Annotated in this window: 26 protein-coding genes; 11 read left to right on the top strand and 15 right to left on the bottom strand. The window is 35.2% G+C overall.

From position 1 onward, the window contains the following. Positions 1-61 precede the first annotated feature (61 nt). The 5 genes from mtnW to AC3WVA_RS01715 all read left to right on the top strand — a co-directional run bounded on the left by mtnW (position 62) and on the right by AC3WVA_RS01715 (position 3,644). Positions 62-1,306: a 2,3-diketo-5-methylthiopentyl-1-phosphate enolase gene (gene mtnW / locus AC3WVA_RS01695; RefSeq protein ID WP_098344940.1), complete on the top strand. Its 1,245-nt coding sequence runs from the start codon at positions 62-64 to the stop codon at positions 1,304-1,306. After that, entirely contained in the window at positions 1,303-1,962 is a 660-nt protein-coding gene (mtnX, locus tag AC3WVA_RS01700) for a 2-hydroxy-3-keto-5-methylthiopentenyl-1-phosphate phosphatase (RefSeq protein WP_071757355.1), read from the top strand. Before mtnW ends, mtnX begins: the two co-directional genes overlap by 4 nt. Continuing rightward, the gene (locus AC3WVA_RS01705) at positions 1,959-2,597 is read left to right on the top strand and encodes a methylthioribulose 1-phosphate dehydratase (protein ID WP_098344938.1); all 639 of its coding nucleotides are present in this window, start codon (positions 1,959-1,961) and stop codon (positions 2,595-2,597) included. Before mtnX ends, AC3WVA_RS01705 begins: the two co-directional genes overlap by 4 nt. Beyond that, entirely contained in the window at positions 2,575-3,087 is a 513-nt protein-coding gene (locus tag AC3WVA_RS01710; protein WP_071757353.1) for a 1,2-dihydroxy-3-keto-5-methylthiopentene dioxygenase, read from the top strand. Before AC3WVA_RS01705 ends, AC3WVA_RS01710 begins: the two co-directional genes overlap by 23 nt. 281 nt (positions 3,088-3,368) lie before the next feature. After that, complete coding sequence (locus tag AC3WVA_RS01715) at positions 3,369-3,644, top strand: hypothetical protein (RefSeq protein WP_048530837.1); 276 nt, start codon at positions 3,369-3,371, stop codon at positions 3,642-3,644. Between the two features lie 50 nt (positions 3,645-3,694). On the opposite strand, the gene AC3WVA_RS01720 is transcribed toward AC3WVA_RS01715, so the two are convergent. The 4 genes from AC3WVA_RS01720 to AC3WVA_RS01735 all read right to left on the bottom strand — a co-directional run bounded on the left by AC3WVA_RS01720 (position 3,695) and on the right by AC3WVA_RS01735 (position 7,435). Then, positions 3,695-4,027 carry a DUF3909 family protein gene (locus tag AC3WVA_RS01720; protein WP_098344937.1) on the bottom strand — a complete coding sequence of 111 codons (333 nt, stop codon included), beginning with the start codon at positions 4,025-4,027 and terminating at the stop codon, positions 3,695-3,697. A 5-nt stretch (positions 4,028-4,032) separates the two neighbouring features. Beyond that, entirely contained in the window at positions 4,033-4,911 is an 879-nt protein-coding gene (locus AC3WVA_RS01725; protein ID WP_098344936.1) for an NAD(P)-dependent oxidoreductase, read from the bottom strand. 4 nt (positions 4,912-4,915) lie between these two features. Then, the gene (locus AC3WVA_RS01730; protein WP_128974954.1) at positions 4,916-6,052 is read right to left on the bottom strand and encodes a serine hydrolase; all 1,137 of its coding nucleotides are present in this window, start codon (positions 6,050-6,052) and stop codon (positions 4,916-4,918) included. 90 nt (positions 6,053-6,142) lie between these two features. Continuing rightward, positions 6,143-7,435 (bottom strand): GGDEF domain-containing protein, encoded by a 1,293-nt coding sequence (locus tag AC3WVA_RS01735; RefSeq protein WP_048530843.1) that lies wholly within the window; start codon positions 7,433-7,435, stop codon positions 6,143-6,145. A gap of 331 nt (positions 7,436-7,766) precedes the next feature. On the opposite strand from AC3WVA_RS01735, the gene AC3WVA_RS01740 reads away from it, so the two are divergent. The 3 genes from AC3WVA_RS01740 (at position 7,767) to AC3WVA_RS01750 (ending at position 9,461) form a co-directional block, all read left to right on the top strand. Next, positions 7,767-8,384, top strand: a complete 618-nt coding sequence (locus tag AC3WVA_RS01740; protein WP_048530845.1) for a nitroreductase family protein — start codon at positions 7,767-7,769, stop codon at positions 8,382-8,384. A 290-nt stretch (positions 8,385-8,674) separates the two neighbouring features. Next, positions 8,675-8,893 (top strand): hypothetical protein, encoded by a 219-nt coding sequence (locus tag AC3WVA_RS01745; protein ID WP_000100487.1) that lies wholly within the window; start codon positions 8,675-8,677, stop codon positions 8,891-8,893. 196 nt (positions 8,894-9,089) lie between these two features. After that, a complete protein-coding gene (locus AC3WVA_RS01750; RefSeq protein WP_071757349.1) occupies positions 9,090-9,461 on the top strand; it encodes a DUF3915 domain-containing protein in 372 nt (123 codons plus the stop codon). A gap of 97 nt (positions 9,462-9,558) precedes the next feature. Here the strand turns inward: AC3WVA_RS01750 and ptsP are convergent, their stop codons facing one another. The 4 genes from ptsP to glcT form a co-directional block, all read right to left on the bottom strand. Further along, positions 9,559-11,271, bottom strand: coding sequence for a phosphoenolpyruvate--protein phosphotransferase (gene ptsP, locus AC3WVA_RS01755; RefSeq protein ID WP_000174207.1), 1,713 nt, complete (start codon positions 11,269-11,271; stop codon positions 9,559-9,561). Then, entirely contained in the window at positions 11,271-11,534 is a 264-nt protein-coding gene (ptsH, locus tag AC3WVA_RS01760) for a phosphocarrier protein HPr (protein WP_000411080.1), read from the bottom strand. Before ptsH ends, ptsP begins: the two co-directional genes overlap by 1 nt. 135 nt (positions 11,535-11,669) lie before the next feature. Then, a complete protein-coding gene (ptsG, locus tag AC3WVA_RS01765) occupies positions 11,670-13,733 on the bottom strand; it encodes a PTS glucose transporter subunit IIABC (protein WP_098344935.1) in 2,064 nt (687 codons plus the stop codon). Positions 13,734-14,072: 339 nt separating this feature from the next. Beyond that, positions 14,073-14,921, bottom strand: coding sequence for a glucose PTS transporter transcription antiterminator GlcT (glcT, locus tag AC3WVA_RS01770; RefSeq protein ID WP_048530854.1), 849 nt, complete (start codon positions 14,919-14,921; stop codon positions 14,073-14,075). Positions 14,922-15,086: 165 nt separating this feature from the next. On the opposite strand from glcT, the gene AC3WVA_RS01775 reads away from it, so the two are divergent. Beyond that, a complete protein-coding gene (locus tag AC3WVA_RS01775; protein ID WP_098344934.1) occupies positions 15,087-15,893 on the top strand; it encodes an HAD family hydrolase in 807 nt (268 codons plus the stop codon). Between the two features lie 70 nt (positions 15,894-15,963). Here AC3WVA_RS01775 and phnF read toward each other — a convergent pair whose 3' ends face one another. The 6 genes from phnF to AC3WVA_RS01805 form a co-directional block, all read right to left on the bottom strand. After that, complete coding sequence (gene phnF, locus AC3WVA_RS01780; RefSeq protein ID WP_002194085.1) at positions 15,964-16,695, bottom strand: phosphonate metabolism transcriptional regulator PhnF; 732 nt, start codon at positions 16,693-16,695, stop codon at positions 15,964-15,966. Beyond that, entirely contained in the window at positions 16,625-17,413 is a 789-nt protein-coding gene (gene nagB, locus AC3WVA_RS01785; RefSeq protein WP_048530857.1) for a glucosamine-6-phosphate deaminase, read from the bottom strand. The genes phnF and nagB overlap by 71 nt, the downstream gene beginning before the upstream one ends. Before the next feature lie 4 nt (positions 17,414-17,417). After that, entirely contained in the window at positions 17,418-18,560 is a 1,143-nt protein-coding gene (nagA, locus tag AC3WVA_RS01790) for an N-acetylglucosamine-6-phosphate deacetylase (protein WP_016086448.1), read from the bottom strand. 208 nt (positions 18,561-18,768) lie between these two features. Continuing rightward, positions 18,769-19,671, bottom strand: coding sequence for a ComEC/Rec2 family competence protein (locus AC3WVA_RS01795; protein ID WP_048530859.1), 903 nt, complete (start codon positions 19,669-19,671; stop codon positions 18,769-18,771). A 79-nt stretch (positions 19,672-19,750) separates the two neighbouring features. Continuing rightward, positions 19,751-20,323, bottom strand: a complete 573-nt coding sequence (gene scpB / locus AC3WVA_RS01800) for a segregation/condensation protein ScpB (protein ID WP_048530861.1) — start codon at positions 20,321-20,323, stop codon at positions 19,751-19,753. A 157-nt stretch (positions 20,324-20,480) separates the two neighbouring features. Next, positions 20,481-21,224, bottom strand: coding sequence for a segregation/condensation protein A (locus AC3WVA_RS01805; RefSeq protein WP_048530863.1), 744 nt, complete (start codon positions 21,222-21,224; stop codon positions 20,481-20,483). A 169-nt stretch (positions 21,225-21,393) separates the two neighbouring features. Between AC3WVA_RS01805 and AC3WVA_RS01810 the strand changes: the two genes are divergently transcribed. Together AC3WVA_RS01810 and AC3WVA_RS01815 are read left to right on the top strand one after the other, a co-directional pair. Next, complete coding sequence (locus AC3WVA_RS01810; RefSeq protein WP_000510194.1) at positions 21,394-21,489, top strand: YjcZ family sporulation protein; 96 nt, start codon at positions 21,394-21,396, stop codon at positions 21,487-21,489. Positions 21,490-21,586: 97 nt separating this feature from the next. Beyond that, positions 21,587-22,105, top strand: coding sequence for a DUF309 domain-containing protein (locus AC3WVA_RS01815; protein WP_098344933.1), 519 nt, complete (start codon positions 21,587-21,589; stop codon positions 22,103-22,105). Positions 22,106-22,125: 20 nt separating this feature from the next. On the opposite strand, the gene ribT is transcribed toward AC3WVA_RS01815, so the two are convergent. Then, positions 22,126-22,494 carry a GNAT family N-acetyltransferase RibT gene (gene ribT / locus AC3WVA_RS01820; protein WP_000908396.1) on the bottom strand — a complete coding sequence of 123 codons (369 nt, stop codon included), beginning with the start codon at positions 22,492-22,494 and terminating at the stop codon, positions 22,126-22,128. Positions 22,495-22,540: the final 46 nt, after the last annotated feature.

A 22,540-nucleotide genomic window follows, 5' to 3' on the forward strand; every position in this document is an offset into this window, starting at 1 on the left:
GGTTGTAAAAAAACCTCTCCTTAGCTGAGAGGTTTTTTTATTTAACTAGGAGGTTTTAACAATGAGCGGAATTATAGCGACGTATTTAATCCATGATGATTCACATAACTTAGAAAAAAAAGCTGAGCAAATTGCACTCGGTTTAACAATTGGCTCTTGGACTCATTTGCCACATTTATTGCAAGAACAATTAAAACAGCATAAAGGCAACGTCATTCATGTTGAGGAATTAACTGAACAAGAACATACCAATTCGTATTTACGTAAAAAAGTAAAACGCGGGATTATTAAAATCGAATATCCATTATTAAATTTCAGTCCAGATTTACCAGCAATTTTAACAACTACATTCGGAAAGCTATCACTTGATGGCGAAGTGAAATTAATTGACTTAAACTTTTCAGACGAGTTAAAAAAACATTTTCCTGGCCCGAAGTTCGGCATAGATGGTATTCGAAACCTTTTACAAGTACATGAGCGTCCTCTTTTAATGAGTATTTTTAAAGGGATGATTGGACGAAATATTGGGTATTTAAAAACGCAATTACGCGATCAAGCAAGTGGTGGTGTAGATATCGTAAAAGATGATGAAATATTATTTGAGAATACATTAACACCACTTACGAAACGCATCACATCTGGAAAAGAAGTTTTACAATCCGTATATGAAACATACGGGCATAAAACGTTATATGCCGTAAATTTAACAGGACGAACTTTTGATTTAAAAGAAAATGCGAAACGTGCAGTGCAAGCTGGCGCTGATATTCTATTGTTTAACGTATTTGCTTACGGACTAGATGTACTACAATCACTTGCAGAAGATGACGAAATCCCAGTTCCTATTATGGCACACCCTGCTGTAAGTGGCGCTTACTCAGCATCCAAGTTATATGGAGTTTCATCTCCATTATTACTCGGCAAGCTACTACGTTACGCTGGCGCTGACTTTTCATTATTCCCATCTCCATACGGGAGTGTTGCGCTAGAAAAAGAAGAAGCTCTTGCTATCTCAAAATATTTAACTGAAGATGACGCATTTTTCAAGAAGAGTTTTTCTGTTCCGTCTGCTGGTATTCACCCTGGTTTCGTTCCCTTTATCGTAAGAGATTTTGGTAAAGATGTTGTGATTAACGCTGGCGGCGGGATACACGGACATCCGAATGGGGCGCAGGGAGGCGGTAAAGCTTTCCGTACTGCGATTGATGCTACTTTGCAAAATATACCTCTCCATGAAGTAGATGACATAAATTTGCATAGTGCACTACAAATATGGGGAAATCCCTCTCATGAGGTGAAATTATGAGTATTCAAGTATTTTGTGATTTCGATGGCACGATTACAAATAATGATAACATTATGTCCATTATGGAAAAATTCGCACCACCAGAAGCTGAAGAAGTAAAGAATAGAATATTATCACAAGAGCTATCTATTCAAGAAGGTGTTTCTCAATTATTTCAATTAATACCTACTAATCTACACGATGATATTATTCAATTTTTAATAGAGACTGCTGAAATCCGTAGTGGTTTTCATGAATTTATACAATTTGTAAATGAGAATAACATTTCTTTTTATGTTATATCAGGTGGAATGGATTTCTTCGTCTATCCACTCTTACAAGGAATCATTCCAAAAGAGCACATTTACTGTAATGAAACTGATTTTTCAAGTGAATACATTACCGTTAAATGGCCTCACCCTTGTGATCATCACTGTCAAAACCATTGCGGATTATGCAAATCATCTTTAATCCGTAAATTAAGTGATACGAATGACTTCCATATTGTAATTGGAGATTCCATTACTGATTTACAAGCTGCGAAACAAGCAGATAAAGTATTTGCTCGCGACTTCCTTATTACAAAGTGTGAAGAAAATCATATCGCTTATACACCTTTTGAAACATTTCACGATGTTCAATATGCATTAAAACATTTGTTGGAGGTGAAATTATGAAACAACTTTTTCGTCAATGGTATGACTTAAGCGAGATTAAAAAAGAATTAACAATACGAAATTGGTTTCCTGCAACGAGTGGTAATATTTCTATAAAGGTTAGTCATGAACCACTCACTTTTCTCATTACAGCAAGTGGTAAAGATAAAACAAAAACTACTCCAGATGATTTTCTATTAGTAGATCATCTAGGGGTTCCCGTATTAGAGACTGAGTTACGTCCTTCAGCAGAAACAATATTGCATACACATATTTATAACAATACGAACGCCGGATGCGTACTTCATGTTCATACAACTGATAACAATGTCATCACAAATTTATATAGTGATGCAGTCACCCTTCAAAATCAAGAAATTATTAAAGCTCTCGATATTTGGGAAGAAGGCGCAACAATTAACATTCCTATTATCGAAAACCATGCTCATATCCCAACGCTTGGTGAAAACTTCCGAAAGCATATACAAGGCGATTCGGGAGCAGTATTAATCCGTAACCATGGTATTACCGTATGGGGCCGAGATAGCTTTGATGCAAAGAAAAGATTAGAAGCTTATGAGTTTTTATTCCAATTTCATATAAAACTATTATCAATTCAAGGAGGCGTTTCTAATGGCGCAAATTCGTATTCATGAAGTAAATACTCGCATTGAAAATGAAATGGAAGTATGTAAATTTCTACAAGAGGAAGGTGTTTTATATGAGAAATGGAACATCTCTAAACTTCCTACTCATTTAAGTGAAAATTATTCTTTAACAGATGAAAACAAAGCTGAAATATTAGCTGTGTTTTCAAAGGAAATCGCTGATGTTTCAGCGCGCCGAGGTTATAAAGCACATGATGTAATTTCACTTTCAAATAGCACACCTAACCTTGACGAATTATTAATTAATTTCCAAAAAGAACACCATCATACTGATGATGAAGTTCGCTTTATTGTTAGTGGTCATGGCATCTTTGCCATTGAAGGAAAAGATGGCAAATTCTTTGACGTCGAACTTGAGCCAGGCGATCTCATATCTGTTCCTGAAAATGCGAGACATTATTTTACCTTGCAAGATGATCGTCAAGTTGTAGCTATTCGTATTTTTGTTACAACTGAAGGCTGGGTTCCAATCTATTAAGGTAGTCAGTTGAATAAAAGGACTTGGATCCCCTTTTCCAACCTTTTATTCACTCTACATATATACATCCTCCTATGGAACAGGCTTATTTCAAAAATGAAATAAGCCTGATTTTTTATTTTCTCAAACATATGAGTCCTTCTATTTTCCAAGTGAATTTTTAACATTTTTTGAACATTTATTGAACTTTTTTTGAATTTTTTCTGAAAATTCTGTTTTGTATATGATATACTACAATTAAATAAAAAGGAAAAGAATATGGCAAACAGAGGGGGAGAATCATGAGTTTACTTATCGCACTTATACTAGGGGTTACATGTGGAGCACTTCCTGTTATTTTAGGAGCTATTATGGAGGAGTTAGAGGTTGGTGTTTTAGGTTTTGTCGCATCTTGTGTAAGCGCTTTATTTTTTGGTTTATTCGGTGCTATTCCTGTTTCAATTCTCTGTGCATTTTATATAATACGCCATGCTCGTACAAAACAATTTGGTCCTAATCACACCGCGCAAGTGATTCCATTCCCAATTGAACGATGCCGCCGGGCTTCTAGCTTATAATTATAAAATGAAATATACCTAAATAAATAAAAGTCCTCACATGAGGACTTTTATTTATTTTCTTCTAGAAATTGAAATAATTCTTGTAAATGCAGGGCATCTTCACTATAGATAACAGATACGTGGCTTATACCGTCAATCTCTGCTTCCATATAAAGGTCCACTCCATCTCGATCATATTTCAATGCCAAATAAAATTCCATTTCTTCCAGCATCTTTTTTGAAGTTCGAATAACGTAATGCCCTTTTTCATCTTTTCCATATTCGAATTCCGGTTCAAAATCATATTTTTGTTTAAAAGCTTCTTTTTGCTTTTCATTAATTTGTATACAAGTTGCTCGTTGCACAGCATCAACCATCTCATCAAATTTTTGAAGATCCATTTCATTTACCCCCTTATGTATTTTTTGTATAACACTTGTGTTCCGCTATTCTCTTCCCCATCTTTTATTAGCTCTTCATACAATTGCTTCGCCAAGCTTAAACCCGGTACTGGTAATTGCAATTTTTCAGCCTCATCTAAAGCAATCTTCATATCTTTCATAAAATGCTTTACATAAAACCCTGGTTCAAAATCTCCCTTTAACATTCGAGGAGCTAAATTACTCAATGACCAGCTACCTGCTGCTCCCGTTGAAATACTCTCTAATACTTTATCGGGATCTAATCCAGCCTTTTTCGCATAAGCAACAGCTTCACATACTCCAATCATATTAGAAGCAATCGCAATTTGATTGCACATTTTTGTATGTTGTCCACTTCCAGCTGGCCCTTGCAACTGAATATTTGTTCCTAGTTTTTCAAATAACGGTAAACATTTTTCATATATTTCTTTCTCTCCGCCGACCATAATTGCGAGTCTTGCTTCTTTCGCACCAACGTCTCCTCCAGATACAGGTGCATCTAACGTATATACATTCTTACTTTTACCAGTGTCATTAATACGTTTTGCCAATGTTGGTGTAGATGTCGTGAAATCAATCGCTATCGTGCCTTCATTTGCATTCTCCAAAATTCCATCTATTCCAAAGTACACTTCTTCTACATCATGTGGATATCCAACCATAGTCATTACAACATCAACTTGCTTTACTAACTCTTTCGGTGTATCACACCAATTTGCACCATCTTGCACTAAAGAGTCTGTTTTCGCTTTTGTTCTATTATATACATATACTTTATAGCCGTCTTGCATTAAATGACGCACCATACTTTTTCCCATTACACCAATACCGATGAAACCTATTGATACATTTTTACGTTCCATTTTCTCATCCCCTTTGTTCTAATAAATCATTTACCATCTTTCGAAACTCATTATTAAAATCATCATCTATACTATTTTTCACATTTGAAAATAAAATAACAAAAGTGCCTTTTTCTTTATTAAAATTATTGAAAGTGTTCCAACCAGATAGTACACCATGATTATGAAAATAATCCGGATATATGTAAAAACTAAATGCATATTTTCGTTCTGTTGAAGGTGAAAACATCGCTTGTATACTTTGTTCAGAAAGAAGTTTCCCATTTATAATCGCTTCGTCTAACTTCTTCATATCACCAACTGTCGTATACATCTCACCGCATCCGTATAACCAATCCATTAACAATTTTTGTGCAGGTTCAAGTACATTCTCTTTCTTTACATATCCTTTAGTAAAATGCTGATCTCCCTGAGCCATATTGCCCATACCAGATTCATGCATTTCTGCTTTAGTAAATATATTTTCTTTTATGTAATCTCCTAAAGGCTTTTTTGATATGCTTTCTATAATATAGGCAAGCACCATATAATTATAATCTGTATATCTCCAACCTGCGCCTGGTGGAAATTCTAATTTTTGGCTTCCAATCCAATTTACTAAGTTTATACGAGAAGTAGCATTCACTTTCCCTTTTCCGCTTTCTGGTAAACCTGATGTGTGTGTTAACAAATGATATAAAGTAATATTTTTATCTACTGGAAAAGATGGAATATATTTATTTACATTATCTTGAATATTTAGCTTCCCTTGATCCTGCATCTGTAAAATAGATGTAGCCACAACTGTTTTCGTAATAGAACCGATACGATATTTTGTTTGAGGCGTATTCTCTATCTTATTTTGAACATCAGCATACCCATATCCTTTATTTAATATAACATGCTCTTTATTTGTTACTAAAACCGTTCCATTAAATTGCTTTCCTATTAAATATTGATCTAACTTTTGAGATATACTAGCATAATCAATTTGCTGTCCTTCTTTTTTTTCTATATTCTCTTGTACTTCGGATTCAATAGTAGGACTCACCTTAGTTGTTAATACGGTACTTTCCTTTATATTCGGATTATAGAAAAAATAGTATACGCCACCACAAACTACAGCGGACAGCGAAGCCATCGTCATTATTTTTTTTATCATGTTGCTCCTCCATAATTCCTTCGTTCAATATCCCCCTCACATTCTATTATCGAACAATAAAAAAAAATCGCAACAATTTGTTGCGAAAAATCACTTTTTTTCTTTTCTATATACGCACACTTGATTTTTCCCATTTTTTTTCGCTTCATACAATGCAATATCCGCTCGTTGCATTAATTCTTCTCTTGTAATCCCTTTTTCATATAATGCAACTCCAAAACTCGCTGTTAATTTCGAGATTCCTGAGAATTGCTTTGTTTCAATGAAAAATCGTAATGATTCCGCAACCTGAAATGCTTCTTTTTCTACGGTATTCGTTACTAAAATAATAAATTCTTCTCCGCCCCACCTAGCAAATACATGTTGCTCCTCCACTTTAGATTTCATAAGCTCTGCAAGCTGAATTAATGCTAAGTCACCAAAATCATGGCCATACGTGTCATTTACTGCTTTAAAATTATCTATATCAAATAAAATAAGTGCTATGTTTTCATTATTACGCATCGCATTATCCCATTCTGACTCTAGTATTTGTTGGAACTTCAAACGATTATAAATCTCTGTTAATGAGTCTATCATAGCGAGCCTTTCTTGTTCTTGATAGATTTCATCTAATTCTGTAATCTCTGTACACTTCACAATAAATCTTGATAAATCTTCTGGCAATGGTGTCGCACGCAATAAAAAAGTTGACACTTCCCCTTCATAGTTGGACATCTTAATTCTTCTATCATATGATAATGTATCATCTAACCATGTTATATCATGAGTTGTTGAATAGTATCCATTCTCTCTAATAAAATGTTCAGCAAATACTAAATGTTGCTCACGATAGGCAAACAAATTTTCATATCCGAAAAACTCTAAAAAATTTGTATTACAATCAACAATCTCATCGTCTTCTACTATGAATAATAGATCATTTCGAAAATCAAACATCGTTTGAAGTAGTTCTTGTTGCAAACTTACTTGTCGCACTAAAGAAAGCTGATACAAACTTTTATTCACTTCCTCTAACACCATTTGTGGAGTAACAGGGGCTATTACAATATTACGTATCCCTAACGTAAGCACATCTGTAAACTCACTTGTTATTTGTTGATCCCAAATGACAATAAACGTACTCTGTGGACTATACATATTCTTTATATATTTTATTTGAGAAAAATCTGTTACATACATAATTACAATATGTGGCTTAGTCCTCTGAAACAACAATTCTCCTTCTTCAAAACTATTTGCTATAAACATACATTTTGGATGGATATTTTCTATCGTTTGTTGATGTGTACATCCATTTTCTATATAAAGGACATTTAACTCAAGATCTTGTAATACATTTTGGAAAACCGTATTCTCTAATAAAAAATGTAGTATGTTCATCACTAGTCTTCACTCACTTCATATATCTTGTTCTACTGAATTCCTCACAAACATTTTATAAAAGACTGTTCTCTAAAAACTTTAATGAGTGAGGGATCCATGTTAACAAGCTAATTGAGAATGTTATCTTCGCTTTTTCACTCTATAAATTCCTTTTTTAGTGTATGATTATAGGAATTGTATCGTTTGTATGAATGCCCTAGCTTCCACTTTAAAACTTGACAATTAAAATAAATATATTATATTCTTAAATTCGACAACTTACGAAATGTAAGTACAATATATTACATGTATTTTTTCATTATTTGATATGTAATTTGGAGGATATATAATGACAAACGATAACTTTTTTAATGTTCTATATGAACGCACATCTACACGTGCATTCAACCCTGAGAAAGAAATTTCATCTACAGAGTTACACGAGATTTTAAAGGGAGCTGCTCAAGCACCTTCTGCTTGGAACTTGCAGCACTGGAAATTCCTTGTATTCCAAGGTGACGATGTACAGAAACGATTACATCCAATTGCTTATAACCAGCAACAAATTCTTGATGCTTCTGCTGTAGTCGCTATTTTAGGTGATTTAGAAGCTTATAAAAACGTTGAACCAGTTTATGGTCCAATTGTAGAACAAGGATTTATGAAAGAAGAAGCAAAAGAGCGCTTAGCTAAAAATATTGAGTCTGCATATGCTCGTGAGCAATTCCCAAGAGATGCAGCCTTCTCAAATGCATCTTTAGCAGCAATGCAACTTATGCTTGCAGCTAAAGCAACTGGCTGGGATACTTGCGCTATTGGTGGTTTCAACCCACAAGCACTTACAGAAGAATTTAATGTTTCATCTCGCTACGTACCAATTATGCTTATTACAATTGGTGAATCAACTTTAAAAGGCCATCCTGCACCACGAATGAGCGTAGAGCAAGTGAGTGAATGGGCAAAATAATAAAGTGAACCTGCAATCAATGTGAGGGTCTTACTGCCTATTAATACGGAATAAAAAAGAAACGAAGGTAATTTCATTACCTTCGTTTCTTTTTCTTCTGTCACACATCCGTAATATTACAATGTACGATTCGACATCTACACATAAAAAAATAGTAAAATTTATGCTATTTTCATATGCACAAATGACGTTTTGTGTCGAAATTTGTTAAAGTATCGAAATATAACCGTGTGTTTTTGTTACAATTATGATACAATGATAACAAATAGATAACAAGAGAGGGATTTTCATTGAGCTCATACGGAAGCTTTATTGCACTTTTATGTTACATAGTAACTGTACTGCTTCTATATTTTATTGGGGATGCTGCTAATATTTCAGTATTACAATTTCCTAAAGAAGAAGCGTTCCAATTAGAATCAGAAAAACATACTGCACGATCCATCGTACCACTACTCCTAGCTCTTCCTGTATATATCATCGTTTTATATAAAAGCAAAAAAGTGTAAAGGCTACCTATTTCATTCATTTCGGTGGTCTTTACATTTTTTTGTGATATCTATCCTATTTTAAACATCATCCCGTAGTAAACACCCAGCTAGTCATTTAAAATGAGAAAATCCCCTAGAAAAAATTCCACTCTCTGTCCAGTCACTCACTACCGAACTTACATAGATTATAAGTGTGAAGGGGGTGATGAGGATTATGTTTGGATCATTTGGATGCTGTGATAACTTTAGAGACTGTCATCATCATGAAAGAGAGTGTGACCGTCGTGACCATCGCGAGAAAGAGAGAGAGGTAAAACCACAACAACCAGCTGTATGTAACGTACTTGCTAGCATTTCAGTTGGAACAGAGCTTTCTCTATTAAGCGTTAAAGGTGTTGGATCTTTCCACAATGTGATTTTTGAAGGTTTCTGTAACGGTGTTGCTCTTTTCTCTGCTTTAGCTCGTAATAACAATGACAAAGATAATAAAGACGACAACAAAGATGATAAGCACAATCAAAACCGAAATACTTTTACTGGTATTTTACGTGTATGCCCAACTGATATCGTTGCTATCGCTATCTAGTTCTGTGTCTTATCCTCTATAGTAAGAAAACAAGATTTACTGTTCTCATAGAAAAAACCTGAGACCGATTTCAAATCGACTCAGGTTTTTTTATTACTTATATGCTTTTAACTAGTTCAACAACTTCTTCAGCAGTTGACATCATTAATGCTTTTTCTGCTAATGTTTCCATTTCTGCTTTTGACAACTTGCTTAGTTGTGTTCTTGCAGGAAGAATAGATGTTGCACTCATACTGAACTCATCTAAACCTAATCCTAATAATAATGGGATAGCAAGTGAATCTCCCGCCATCTCACCACACATACCAGCCCATTTGCCTTCTTTATGAGCAGCATCGATAACCATTTTTACAAGACGTAAAATAGATGGGTTATATGGTTGGTATAAGTAAGATACTTGTTCGTTCATACGGTCTGCAGCCATTGTGTATTGGATTAAATCATTTGTTCCAATAGAGAAGAAATCAACTTCTTTTGCGAATTGATCTGCTAATACTGCCGAAGCTGGGATTTCAACCATCATACCAACTTCAATAGAATCAGAAACAGTTGTACCCGCTTCTACAAGTTTCGCTTTCTCTTCTAACAAGATTGCTTTCGCTTGACGGAACTCATCAAGAGTTGCAATCATTGGGAACATAATTTTTAAATTACCGTATACGCTAGCACGAAGTAATGCACGAAGTTGTGTACGGAACACATCTTGCTCATCAAGACATAAGCGAATTGCACGGTATCCTAAGAATGGGTTCATTTCTTTTGGTAAATGTAAGTATGGAAGCTCTTTATCTCCACCGATATCAAGTGTACGAACAACAACAGGTTGACCTTCTTTTACACCTTCAAGAACTGCTTTATACGCTTCGAACTGCTCTTCTTCTGTTGGAAGATTGTCACGGCCCATGTATAAGAATTCTGTACGGTATAAACCAACGCCTTCTCCGCCATTATCGATAATACCTTGTACATCATTTGGTGTTCCGATATTTGCAACAAGCTCAACGTGATGTCCATCACTTGTTACAGTAGCTTGGTCTTTTAATTTTGCCCATTCAGCTTTTTGCTCTTCAAATTTCGCTTTCTTTTCTTCAAACGAGCGAAGAGTTTCTTCTGATGGATTTACAATTACTTCTCCATCTAAACCATCGATGATTACGATATCGCCGTTTTGGATTTTCTCCATAACAACTTTCGTACCAACAACAGCTGGAATTTCCATAGAACGAGCCATAATCGCAGAGTGAGATGTACGTCCACCGATATCAGTTGTAAAACCTTTTGCATACTTACGGTTTAACTGAGCTGTATCAGATGGTGTTAAATCTTCAGCAATGATGATTACTTCTTCAGAAATTGTACCTGGATTTGAGAAGTTAATGCCTAGTAAATGTGCAAGAACACGTTTTGTTACGTCACGAATGTCCGCAGCACGTTCTTTCATATATTCGTTATCCATGTTTTCAAACATAGAAATAAACATTGATGCAACTTCATCCATTGCAAATTCAGCATTTACTTTTTCGCTATTTACTTTATCTTTTACTGGGTTTACTAGTTCTGGATCATTTAACACTAATAAATGTGCTTCAAAGATCGCAGCTTTGTCAGCACCCAGCTCAGCAAAAGCGTGGTCCTTAATAGCTTCTAATTCAGTTTTTGCTTTCTCAAGCGCAGCGTCTAAGCGTGCAATTTCTGCAGCTTCGTTTGTAATTGATTTCTTTTCGATGTTAAATTCAGGATTCTCAAGTCTGAAAGCCTTTGCAATAGCAATCCCACTTGATGCAGCGATCCCTTGAATGTTAAGAGTCATTATTCTCCTAATCCTTCGTTTTTCATAGTTTCTTCGATAGCTGCTAGTGCTTGAGCTGCATCATCACCATTTGCAGTGATTTTAATTTCTGCGTTTTGTTGAATGCCTAAAGACATAACGCCCATGATTGATTTTAAGTTAACGTTCTTTCCGTTATACTCTAAGTTAATGTCAGAACCAAATTTGCTTGCAGTGTTTACAAGTAGAGTTGCTGGACGAGCATGAATTCCTGAGTCGCTAGTTACTTTAAAGATTTTTTCCATGATAATTTATCTCCTTTAAATTACAGTATTTTTTAGTTGTATAGACGTGAGTACTACATCATCTATTGTATATAATAGGCGATGTTCGGTCAACCACATCGCCTATTATAATTATAAACATTTTGCGTCAAATTCCTATTGAATGTCAATAATAGCGTTTTCGCCCTTCTTAACATTTCCATCTTTTTTCAATTCGACTTGTTGCCCTTGTTGTAAATTCGTAAAGACAATTGGTGTAATGATAGATGGTGCATTTTCTTTTACAAATGCAAGATCTACTTTTAATAATGGTTGTCCTTGTTTCACTTTGTCGCCTTGTGCTACAAGTGCTTCAAAACCTTCACCATTTAATTTTACTGTATCAATACCAAAGTGGATTAAAATTTCTTTTCCGCCTTCAGATTGAATACCAATCGCATGCCTTGTAGGGAATACGTTAACGATCTCACCGTTAACTGGAGAAACTACTGTTCCTTCTGTTGGCTCGATTGCAAATCCGTCTCCCATCATTTTTCCTGAGAATACTTGATCAGGTACTTCTGTAATCGGTAAGATTTTTCCTTCAATTGGTGAAACGATTGTTTCGTTTTCATCAACTTTTTGAGGAGCTTCTTCTACTTTTACAGGCTCTTCTTTTTCAACATGAGGTGTACGACCTGACATAATATCATGAATTTGTGATTTTAACGTGTCAGATTTCGGTCCGAAAATAGCTTGAATGTTATTTCCAACTTCAAGTACACCAGCTGCCCCAAGCTCTTTTAAGCGATCTTTGTTTACATTCTTTTGTTCGTTAACTTGAACACGTAAACGAGTAATACAAGCGTCTAAAGAAGCAATGTTTTCTTTACCACCAAGTGCAACTAATACTTCACGTGGAAGTTCACCAGCTTCTGCTTTTCCTGCGCCGTCATTCGCATTTGCTACTTCACGACCCGGTGTTTTTAAATTCCATTTACGGATTGCAAAGCGGAATCCGAAGTAGTAAATAACTGCTAGTACAAGACCAACAATAATTACCCACCACCATGCTGTACGGCCTGGTAGTACACCGAATAGCATAAAGTCGATTAAACCACCAGAGAATGTCATACCAATTTTAACACCTAAAATTTGCATTGTCATAAATGATAGACCAGCGAATACGGCGTGAATTCCGAATAATACTGGTGCTACGAATAAGAATGAAAATTCAAGTGGTTCTGTAATACCTGTTAAGAAAGATGTTAATGCAGCAGAACCTAAAATACCAGCTGCTAATTTTTTATTTTCTGGACGTGCTTCGTGGTACATTGCTAATGCTGCTGCTGGAAGACCGAACATCATGAACGGATACTTACCAGTTGTAAATGTACCTGCTGTTAATTCTACACCGTCTTTTAACTGTGCCATAAAGATTTTTTGGTCACCACGGATTAATTCGCCAGCTGCATTTGTATACTGACCGAATTCGAACCAGAACGGTGAATAGAAAATGTGATGTAATCCAAATGGAATTAATGAGCGTTCAATTAAACCAAATATGAATGCTGCTATCGTTCTATTTGCATCAATCATTTGATGTGAGAACGTATTTAAGCCACCTTGAATGTATGGCCAAATGAAGCACATGATAATACCTACTACTAAAGAGAATGTTGCAGTTGCGATCGGTACGAAACGCTTACCTGCGAAGAAACCTAAGTATGATGGTAATTCAATATTGAAGTATTTATTGTAGCAATATGCCGCCACTATACCGACGATAATACCACCAAATACTCCCGTTTGTAGCGTTGGAATTCCTAATACGTTTGCATATGCTGGATCTGCAAATCCAATTTTTACTGGGTCTGCCCCAGAACTTGTTACTTTCACTAGCTTATCTACTTCTAAGAACACACTCATCGTTTTGTTCATAATTAAGTAGCCGACGAATGCTGCTAAACCAGCTACTCCGTCTCCACCAGCTAAACCAATTGCTACCCCAACTGCGAATAATAATGCAAGGTTAGCGAAAATAATATCACCAGATTGTTCCATAATTTTTGCTACCATTACGAACCAATCTGCTTTTAAAGCAGGAATAACATTTGTTAACTGTGGATTTTGAAATGCATTACCAAATCCAAGTAAAATACCTGCTGCCGGTAAAATCGCTACTGGAAGCATTAACGCTTTTCCGACTTTTTGAAGAACACCAAAGATCTTCTTAAACATGGAAACCCTTCCTCTCTTATCTATATTGATACCTTCCGACAAACGCCAAAAAGACATGAGGAAAAAAAGATAGAACGATAGCTATACAAAGGGTAGTATATCCCTTTCTCAAGCTTACATTCCTTACTTTTCTCCACTCATGCCTGATCGAATCAGTAACACGTGTCAAAAATAGGTTTACGTATAAGTTCACTATAATTAAGGCAAACGTTTTCGTTATTTACCTTAATGTGTTTGTCGAAATTTGTATAACTTTGCAATAGTTATTATACATAACTATTGTAAGCGATTCAATCATTTTTTTTAACGTTTTCATTTTAGACAAAAATATATGTCTTTTTACACATGCTCTGCTTTCACTAAGCGCTGCAAATGCATCGTTAAATATATGCTCTCTGCTTCATAAACAGGAAGTTGCAATTCTTTTTGCATGACCTTAACTAGCTTCCAAGCTAAATTATAACAGACGGGATATTCCGCCTTTAATAAATCAGCAAAACTCTGTGATTCCTCTACTTTCTCCCCTTTTTTCACCCGTTCAATAGCATATTGCAAATGACGGATAAGGCGTAAATAGTGGATACTTTCTTGATCTAATGTAATTTGTAAGTTTGTCTCAATTAAAGATACAAGCTGTGCAATGAGACGGGAGTTTTGATTAACTGAAGATAAATCTGAATTTGTAAGTGAACTGTAAATATGGAGTGCAATAAACCCAACTTCTCCTTCTGGCAATGTAATTTGCAAACGAGAATTTAAAAGGTCTACAACACCTTCAGCAATTTCATATTCCTCTGGATAGAGCATTTTCGTTTCAACTAAAAAAGGATTATCAATGGTAAGTCCTTGTTTTAACCGCTTAATCGCAAAAGAAATATGATCTGTTAAAGCGATATGAATATGTTCATTCAATGGTGATTTTGCTTTTTCTTGAATATAGAACATAATATCATTCATTAATTCAATTAATTTTTCACTCACATGTGGCACTAACAGTTTATATTGTTCACGGTCACGTTCATTTTTTAAAACAAACATTTTTTCAATTTGTTCTTGCTCCAATACGTCTTTTGCTTTTTTCCCAAAACCAATTCCTTTACCAATCACTACTACTTCCTCGTGTTCAGGATGGCTAGCAATGATGACATTATTATTTAAAACTTTTTTAATTTCTAGATAATTACTCATATAACACCACCCTCGTACTTAAATAGCCTGCTTTTATGTTACAGAATATTCTTCTTTGTCGTCAATGTAAAACATCTACCATTTCATAAAAATTCATTTTTTAGACATGTTTATATATGATGCGTATAATGTAAGAGCAACTGTACATAGAAAGGAGATAACAACATGATTAAAATGTTTGTAAGTGATATCGATGGTACAATGATGCAACACGGAGGATTAATTGACGAACAGGATATTGCAGCACTTCGCAGTCTTGCTGAGCAAAATGTTATTCTTTGTTTCGCTTCTGGCCGACTTGATAACGAAATTGCAGACTTAATGAAAGCTGTAAATACAAATTTCCACCGTATTAGCGTAAATGGTGTTTTCGTATACACGCACGAAAACAAGCAACTATTATCAGCAACATTCGATTCGAGTATTCTACCTGATCTATTAGCAATGACAAATGAAGATCCTTATTTTCGTTATGTAAGTGATGAACATAATTATTACATTGAAGAGAAAACACCATTTATTCATGAACTGGAACAACAAGTAACGATGACTTCCGTTGAAGAACCGCATCTATTAGAAAAGATTGATGATACTATTTTCCCAAATAAAATCTCTGTCGGCGGAACAAAGGAAAGTTTACAACTTCTTCAGAAAAAAATTGACGAAAAATTCCATGGAAAAGTTAGTACCTTCATTTCAGCAGAACAATGTTTAGATGTAATGCCACCTAATATTAGTAAAGGTTCTGCTATTTCTGTTTTATTAAAAGAGTTTCAATTACAACCAGAGGAAATTGCTTGCATAGGAGATTCTTATAATGATATTCCAATGTTTTCTTTAACTCCTCACAGTTTTGCTATGTCTCAAGCTGATGAAGCAGTAAAAGAACACGCTCACTATGTAGTAAATACAGTTAAAGATGCTGTTAAACATGTAATTGCTCATAATAAAAATACGACTCACTCCTTGTAAGGATGAGTCGTATTTTTTCTTTACATGTTAAACAATTTGACATTTACTGTACTTCACAAACTGAAATATATTATTTATTACGTGCGATGTTTGTAATAAATTTATAACGATCCCCACGATAAATACATTTCACGTACTCTAACGGTACTTCACCTTCTGAATATGACCATTGACGCATTACAAGTACTGGCGCCTTTTTAGGAATATGCAGATGTTCGGCTTCATTATCCGTTGCAATTGAAGCTTCAATTGATTGAGTAGCGCTAACAAGTTTAAAGCCCAGTTTTTTCTCTAAATGTTCATATAAAGATTGTTGCAATATTTCTTCGTTAATATCTTTTACAAGAGCTGGCGACAAATATGTCGTCTCAAAAGCAATCGGTTCATCATCAGCTAAGCGAATACGCCTCACTTCATAAACCGACTCTCCCTCCTGTATTCTCAGCCGGTCTGCTATTTTCGCAGTAGCTGGAACGAGGCGGAAACTTAATAATTGACTACTTGGGTTCATCCCACGAGAAATCATGTCTTCTGTGAATCCTGTCATTCCTTGCAATTTTTGTTCCACTTTCGGAAGTTGGACAAACGTACCGATTCCACGTTTCCGATATAAATAACCTTGTTCCACTAAATTATTAATCGCCTGTCTGATTGTCATACGACTCACTTCGAACTTATCGCAAAGTTCATTCTCAGATGGGATTTTATCTCCCGGCTTCCATTCGCCGTCCTCAATTAGCTGTTTCACCCACTCTTGAATCTGATAATAGATCGGAAATGGTGAATACTTGTCGATGTTCATCAGCAATCGCCTCACTGCATAAAGATAGAGCTTCTTGATCAGCGATTACGGTTACATTCGGATGACGTTGTAAAACTGTAGCAGGACACGCTTCACTATATTCACCTTGCAATAATTCTTTAACAGCTTCTGCCTTTTTAGCACCCATAGCAACAAGTAGAATTTGTTTCGCTTTCATAATGCTTCCAATTCCCATTGTAATTGCATGAGTTGGCACATCTTCTTCTTTCTCGAAGAAGCGAAGGTTTGCTTGGCGTGTAGATTCTGTTAATTCAACAATGTTTGTTGGAGAATTAAACGGTGTCCCTGGCTCGTTAAATCCGATGTGACCGTTTTCACCGATTCCAAGAATCTGTAGGTCAACTGGGTTAGCAGCTAGAATGCCCTCATAACGTTTGCACTCTTCCTCTAAATCACTTGCCATCCCGTTTGGTACATAAGTTTGTTTAAATGGAAGATGATCAAACAACTGTTCTTGCATGAAATAATGATAGCTGTTTTTATCTTCATGTGGTAAATTTACGTACTCATCTAAGTTTACAGTGGTTACACGGCTTGTATCAAGTTTATTTTTTCGCATTTCTGCATAAATACCTAATGGAGAGCTTCCTGTAGCCATTCCTAATGTTGGATTTTCTTTTGTTTTTACAACTTCTTCAATTAATTTATAACCTGCTTCTGCTAGTTCTTCTGGAGTTTTTACAACAAGAATATTCATTTAATTACTTCCCTTCCTTCATATGAATTCCTAAACGAACCGTATCATATACATGTAAATCCTCATTCATCACAACAAAGTCTGCATCTTTTCCTACCGCTAACGCACCTTTATTATTTAATCCAAACTCTTCTGCCTGGTTAACTGATGTCATTAGTACTGCATCTTCGATTGAACAACCTGTAAATTCAATTACATTTCGGAAAGCTTGATCCATTTTTAGAATACTACCAGCTAACGTTCCATCTTCTAATCGAGCACTACCATCTTTTACATGTACAGGCTGTCCGCCAAGCTCATATAATCCATCTTCAAGACCTTTTGCACGCATTGCGTCAGTAATAACACTTACTTTTTTCGGGCCTTTTAATTTATATGCTAATTTCACCATATCAGGGTGAATGTGAATACCATCTGTAATTACTTCAACCATTACATCTGGATTTAATAACACATGACCAACAACTCCTGGTTCACGGTGATGTAATCCACGCATTTGATTGTATAAGTGCGTTGCATGTGTAATGTTTCTATTTTTTAGTTGTGCATCAATTGCATCTGTATGTCCCATTGTGCCAACAACACCAGTTTCAGCAAGATACTGCTCAAACTCTAACGCACCCTCTTCTTCAGGTGCATATGTTACTAATTTAATTAAATTCCCGCTTGCTTCCTGCCATTGTTTAAATTGTTCAATATTCGCAGGAACAATATGTTCAAGTGGTTGTGCACCTGCACGTTTTTTTGAAACATACGGTCCTTCTAAATGAATATATTCGAAATGTGCTCCTTTTTCTTTCGCTTCCTTCGCAGCATGTAATGCCGCTTCGATTGCTTCTGGAGCTTGTGTCATTGTTGTTGGGAAGTAAGTTGTAACTCCTTCTTTTAACATTTCTTTACCTAGAGTTACTAACCCATCGCTATTTGCATCCATCGCATCAATATCGTATCCACCATGAATATGAACATCAATCATACCTGGAATCACAATTTTCCCTGCTGCATCTAAAACCGCTTCATTTTCTTGTGATACATATTGAGCCATCAAACCAATTTCTTTAATTGTTTCTGCGTAACGAATAAATCCGTTTTCCACTACTTCTTGACCTGTATAAATTTTGGCATTGATGACAACTTGCGTTTTCATTTTCATCGATCCTTTCCCATGAAATACCTACTTGTTATTATTACCTTATTCGCCTAATTCCATCTTAATATATGCACGAGTAGTTGTCTATACATTCGAATAAAATTTCCTCTTTGTTTAACAAAAAGGAAGCTTAGTACATCTCTCGCAATTATAATATATGTTATTCATTTTTTCCAAAAAGGAACAATATCATCTATCGTATACATCACTTAAGTAATGGCATTAATCCGCTAGACCCAATTGTAATATGTTCACCGTCTGTTTCCATTTCTACAGTACGTCTATTTGTTCCATACATCATTATACCATGCTGTTTTAATCGTCTCACTACACTTTGGTGCGGATGTCCATACGGATTTTTGCTCCCATATGAAAGAATCGCGAACTGTGGTTCTACCTTCTTTAGAAACATTTCACTTGTTGAAGTATAGGAGCCGTGATGTCCCACCTTTAATACATCTGCATGTACATCAAATTGCTTTAATATTTCAGTTTCCGTCCGCACATCCGCATCACCCATTAATAAAAAATCTGCTTTTCCGTATCGTACCTTTAACACAATTGAAGATTCATTATTTTCATCTTTTGATTTCCCATTATTTAATACTTGTATGGATACATGCGGATCTAGCGGGATGTATTGTCCTTCTTTTACTGAAACGAAAGGAATCCCTCTTTTTTTAATATGATTCCGATACGTATGATAAGTAAAAGAACTATATGTTTTTCCGCTATCTAATATAAGTGAAACCGGCATTTGCTCTACAATCGGAATGAGCCCTCCTATATGATCCATATCAGGATGAGTACTAACGATAGCATCTAAATGATTAATCCCTTTTTCAATTAGTTTTTGGATGATAACCTCACCAGCTTCATAAGGTCCCCCATCAATTAACATCGTTTGTCCATTTGGTAATATAATAAGTGTTGCATCACCTTGCCCTACTTTTAAGAAACTCACTTTCATTTTACCAAAATGTTGCCGCTGCATATGTATTGGAGACGCAGTATGAATAGACATCATATACCTTTTGGCCGATGCACTATTTAAAGAAAAGCATAACAAAACAGAAACTAACAATAAAATACTTCGCATACCTTTCATAACTCGTCTCCTTTTTTTCAATTAGTATGGCACGGTATATAATTGATATACAAAAAAAGCTTAGCAAAATGCTAAGCTTTTATTTCGATATCTCTTGTAAAGAACCGAAGAATAAATCCGCTTCATTCATTTGTTCGTTTTCTTCAGAAAGCGGAGGTAAATCATCTAATGTTTTCAATCCAAACGTGTCCAAAAATTCTTTCGTTGTTCCATATAAAATAGGACGCCCAGGTCCTTCTGCTCTTCCCATTTCTTTTATAAGCAAGTGTGAAACTAACGTTTGTAACGCCTTATCGGTTTTTACCCCTCTAATCTCTTCCATTTCTGTTCTTGTGATTGGTTGACGGTATGCAACAATCGCTAACGTTTCTAGAGCAGCCTGAGAGAGTGAAGCAGCTGTTGGGATGTCTATTAATTTTTGATAATACGACGCATGTTCTTTCTTTGTAGCAAAACGATATACTTTTGCATACTGTACAATTTGCAAACCGCGGTGTGCACTTTCACATTCTTTTTGCATTTCTTCTAAAATATCGATTACTTCGTTTCCTTCAATTTCAAGGACTTTCGCTATTTGTTCTGGATAAATTCCTTCATCACCAGAAACAAATAAAAGCCCTTCAATGATTGATTTCTGTTCTGTTCTATCCATTTTACGAGCTCCTTCCTTCTATTTCTCCATAAAAACACACATCAAAAAACCGAATCACAATCAATGCGTTCGGTTCAATATTTTTTCTCTTGTTCCAAACGATACATTCAAACTTAGCATGAGATATAATTTGTCTATCCCATTTTTCATACTAGATCTATGCTGATTTAATAGAGCTTGATACGAAAATTTCGTCAAAATTATGTTCTTGTTCAATTATGATTTGTTGATTTTTCATCAGCTCAAGAACCGCTAAAAATGTTACAACCATTATTTCTCGTTCATCATCAACAAATAAATCATAAAAACTTTGACGACCACCTTGTATTTCTAACTGCTTTAAAATATCAGTCATGCGCTGTTCAATTGGTATTTCTTGACGAGTAATACGTGTTGTTACAGGTTTCTTTGCTTTTTTTCGGCGCATTAATTTTTGAAACGCCGCTAGCATATCATATAACGTAACATCAAGAGGCAAGTTCGTCTCCTCTTCTTGTTGCAACGATGTAAAATCAATTGGCGGACGTGTATATAGCTGTGCTCTTTCTTGTTCTCTTTCTTTTAGCTCAGTAGCAACTTGCTTATATTTCTTATATTCAATTAACCTCTCCATCAATTCTTGACGAGGATCATCTATAAAGTCATCACCGTTATCAAGTACATCTTCTTCATGTTTCGGCAACAACATTTTACTTTTAATTTGTAATAACGTTGCAGCCATTACTAAATACTCACTTGCAACATCTAATTGTAGTTCTTTCATCGTGTGAACATAAGATAAATATTGCTCTGTAATTTCCGCTACAGGAATATTATATATGTCAATTTCATAACGATGTATTAAATGTAACAATAAATCTAAAGGCCCTTCAAAAGCCTCTACTTTAAAATTATACTGCACAAAGCATCCCACCACATTTTTTCTATAACAACATAAGTATAGAGCATACTCATGTTCTATCCAACCTTTTTAAGAAATTTAATTAAAAATAGACCGATGCCTATGTCATCATGCCCACCACTTCATATGATAACAGTGTAGTAAGAACAATGTAGGAGGTCAAAAAACTATGGGTCACGTTGATTGCGGTTTTAGCGGTGGGTTCGCATTACTTGTTGTATTGTTTATTTTACTAATTATTGTAGGGGCAGCTTGCTTCTGCTAATATGAACAATAACGACTAGGGAAAACTCCCTAGTCGTTTATTGTTCATATTTCTATGATACACTTGTATTTATAACCGTTAAACAGAGGTGAAGAACATGTATCCTACCGAATACATACAATTTTTAATTCATTTTCACGGAGATTATGATTATTTTGAATGCCACGAAATACTAGAAGAATATTGGAAAGAAAAACCAAGAGGAAATCGTGACAATTACTTAGTCGGCCTCATTCAAATTGCAGTTTCTTTATACCATCAAAGACGCTCTAACTGGAATGGCTCAGAGAAGATGATGAAAAGCGCCATAACGATTTTAGAAAAAAACAGTGCACCTTTACAACGTTTAGGAATAAATGCTACACAACTTCTATTCTTACTCAAGGATAGATTACAATCTATACAGAAAGAAGAAGGTTTTACACCGTTATTTTTACCATTATCAGATACAGCATTAGAACAGCACTGCATGGAATTATGTCAGAATCAAAACCTCCCTTGGAAAGATGTAAATGCTAATTCTAGTGAATATATCATACATAAGCACACATTACGTGATCGAACAGAGGTCATTGCTGAACGAAATGAGCAATTACAAAAAAGAAAGCAGAGATAATAAACTACTTATCTCTGCTTTCACGAATGTATATTTTGTTCAAGCTCTTTACACTTTTTGCAAAAACTTGCTGTTTGCTCATTTCCGCAAATTGTAAACTCAAGAAATTTACTCTTTAACTCTTGTACCATCTTCGTCCCAATACCCATATGACGGTGAGATGGGTTCACACTCAAATGCTGAATTTCCAAAACTTGATTCTCTTTTTTTACAATCCCCATTATCCCAACAAAATCTTCATTTTGTTTCCACAAATACAATTGCCAATCATCCTTTGCTTCATAATCTTTCATAGTCAATTGTAATGTTTTCACATCTTTTTCCGTTGGCATAAATGAAAGAAGCCCCATTGCAATCTTTTCATAACTTTTTTTAAAACGAATTAACATAACCCTTATCCCTTCTTACAAAAGTTACAAACTATTAATCCCCTCA

This window comes from Bacillus sp. EB106-04-02-XG92, assembly GCF_058791995.1.